The following is a 2,433-nucleotide window of genomic DNA, read 5'->3' on the forward strand; positions in this document are numbered from 1 at the left end:
CGGGGTGGGGTAGTAGCTCTTCGCATTTATTGTTCGAATAATAACATGAAATATGAGCAGATATTAATGAATATAAAAACATATAAAATATGAGATAAAAGACATTAGGTATTATTTATTTTATATGTAAATTTGTCTCCTAAAATAATAATAAAGATAGTATATTATGGATTTAGTACAACCTTACATTGCCATTGCCCTAAAGCTTGTTACGGGTATGATTGGTATATTAGTATTTCTGCGTATAGCAGGAAAGGCGCAAATGGCACAGATTACTCCACTTGACACTGTAAGTGCATTTGTTATTGGTGCTTTAGTCGGTGGTGTTTTATACAATCCCGATATGTCAATATGGCATATTCTCTTTGCTTTAACCGTGTGGACGCTATTCAATATGCTTGTTCGTTTCGCTATGCGGTCGTCGCGCTTACGCCATTTCATAAAAGGGGAGAGTGTTTATCTTGTAAAAGATGGTGCAATAAATTTTAAGAATTTCAAACGAAATAGTCTTGAAATGGAACAGTTCAGATTATTGTTACGACAGAAGGGAATTTTCTCTATGTTCGATACTGAAGATGTTATCTTTGAGACCAATGGCGCCGTAACTGTTCTTTCACCAAATCATACTGCGCCATCATTTTTATTAGTAAATAATGGAGCAATAATAGAAAGTACTCTTGCACAATGTAATCTATCAAAATCGTGGGTGCTGGACAATATTATACGTAACGGATTTAAATCGCCAACAGAACTCTTTTGTATGGAATGGACTCCTCGTAAGGGTTTCTATTTTGTAACATACGCTGGCGAAGTAAAACGTGGTGAAGAAGAAGTTTCTGTAGACGATAGTAGCCACGTAGTATAAATACATTTATTCTGAAAAGAAATATCAAACAGAAATCTACATTTGATGGATATATTCGACAATGTAGATTTCTGTTTTTTGTGCAGTTGAGATTAAAGATAGGAAGAAAGAGATTATATACTATTTATCATAATCGGCGTTATGGAATTTTATATTATTTGGAATCAATATCTGATTAAAACATTTTTCCAATCAACAATATCATTGTTTTTACAGAAATCAAAAAACTCCTGCAATATAACTTTGGCCATTAACTTCTACAGTATCGTTATACAAACATTCATTTCCACCAAGCGCAATAAACAATAAGTGTCTTAAAATCTTTTATTGCGTAATGCTTTCGTTTACTATATGCTTTTTATTTCATTGCTTACTACTTCTTTTCTGGTTTTAGTGGATACTCTTTTTCTACAATTCGTTTGATAATGTAATTGCGAATTTCTATTGGAATTCCAATAATGAATATACATGGCAAGAATACGGGAAAGAAAAGATTACCAATGATGTTCCAAGTATTTCTCATAAGTCCTTTATTCAGTTGCCAAAGTGGTTCCATATCAAGAATTGTTTGTCCAAAAATTACGCCCCAAAGAACTATCAACAATAAAATACTGCCCACTACATAAATATTTTTTGCACCACGATTAAACACCTCTATTCGCTTATTGCGTGGTACTCGCTCCAGTATTTTTACCTGTTTAGTAATCTGATTTATTCGTTCTTCTTTATCCATATTTTTTATTCCGATAAATCTATAATTTTACCAACTGCTTGTCCTATTATGTTTATATATGTTTTTGCATCTACAACTTGCATATTTTTATTAGAAGCTCTGCCTCCCAATGCCAAAGCTGGAACATAACCATAGCATTGTCCATATTGTAAAGCTGGTAATTTCCCTTTAATATTTAAATAAGGTAGAGAGTTAAAGTATTCCTTGTCTTTAATAGCCGTTTCATCTCCTAAAGTAAAGTTTAAAAGAAAATCCATATCTCCTAAAATTTCGCTTGTACATTTTCTTATATTTATAAACAAAATTCTATTTCCCTCATCAGGTGCAACTGTCCAATTATTATTTCCTTCCCAAATTAACAAATCTCCTAAAGCCGTAATACCAAATACTATAGAAGGTTCTAACAATTTATCAATGTAATCGAATACGAATTCGTACTCATCAGGATTAACCAACTGTATAAAACCATCTTCGAAAATACCAAAGCCCATATTTTGCCAGATGTTTAGCAGTTCTTCCGGTAGTAATCCTTTATATTTATTGATTGTTTTAATAGATACATCTCTATACTTGGTGTAGTTATTTTTATTTCTTTCGTCGAATGTTAATCGTGCCATAACCTTATCTTTTTATTGAAATGTGTACAGTTGCAAATATAGTTATTTTTTTCTTATTTCTCTTTATTTTATATTTAAATGTTCTTTTCTTTAAGTTGCATAAAAATACATTTAAGAGGAATATATCTCAGACAAAGTTAGACTCAGAATAACTTTGATAATGATATGTTTAAAGACATAGTTTTTTTGTTATTAACCATACATATTGTTTCTTCAAC

At 31.3% G+C, this 2,433-nt stretch carries 3 protein-coding genes; 1 reads left to right on the forward strand and 2 read right to left on the reverse strand.

Annotated features, from left to right (window positions below; genetic code table 11):
• Positions 1-166: 166 nt before the first annotated feature.
• A complete protein-coding gene (locus HMPREF9144_RS11165; RefSeq protein WP_006046177.1) occupies positions 167-865 on the forward strand; it encodes a DUF421 domain-containing protein in 699 nt (232 codons plus the stop codon).
• Positions 866-1,238: 373 nt separating this feature from the next.
• Here the strand turns inward: HMPREF9144_RS11165 and HMPREF9144_RS11170 are convergent, their stop codons facing one another.
• Both HMPREF9144_RS11170 and HMPREF9144_RS11175 read right to left on the reverse strand, forming a co-directional pair.
• A complete protein-coding gene (locus tag HMPREF9144_RS11170) occupies positions 1,239-1,598 on the reverse strand; it encodes a hypothetical protein (protein ID WP_006046178.1) in 360 nt (119 codons plus the stop codon).
• Between the two features lie 5 nt (positions 1,599-1,603).
• A complete protein-coding gene (locus tag HMPREF9144_RS11175; protein ID WP_006046179.1) occupies positions 1,604-2,215 on the reverse strand; it encodes a GAD-like domain-containing protein in 612 nt (203 codons plus the stop codon).
• Positions 2,216-2,433 lie beyond the last annotated feature (218 nt).

Origin of the sequence: Prevotella pallens ATCC 700821, from assembly GCF_000220255.1 — a bacterium.
Classification (GTDB): domain Bacteria; phylum Bacteroidota; class Bacteroidia; order Bacteroidales; family Bacteroidaceae; genus Prevotella; species Prevotella pallens.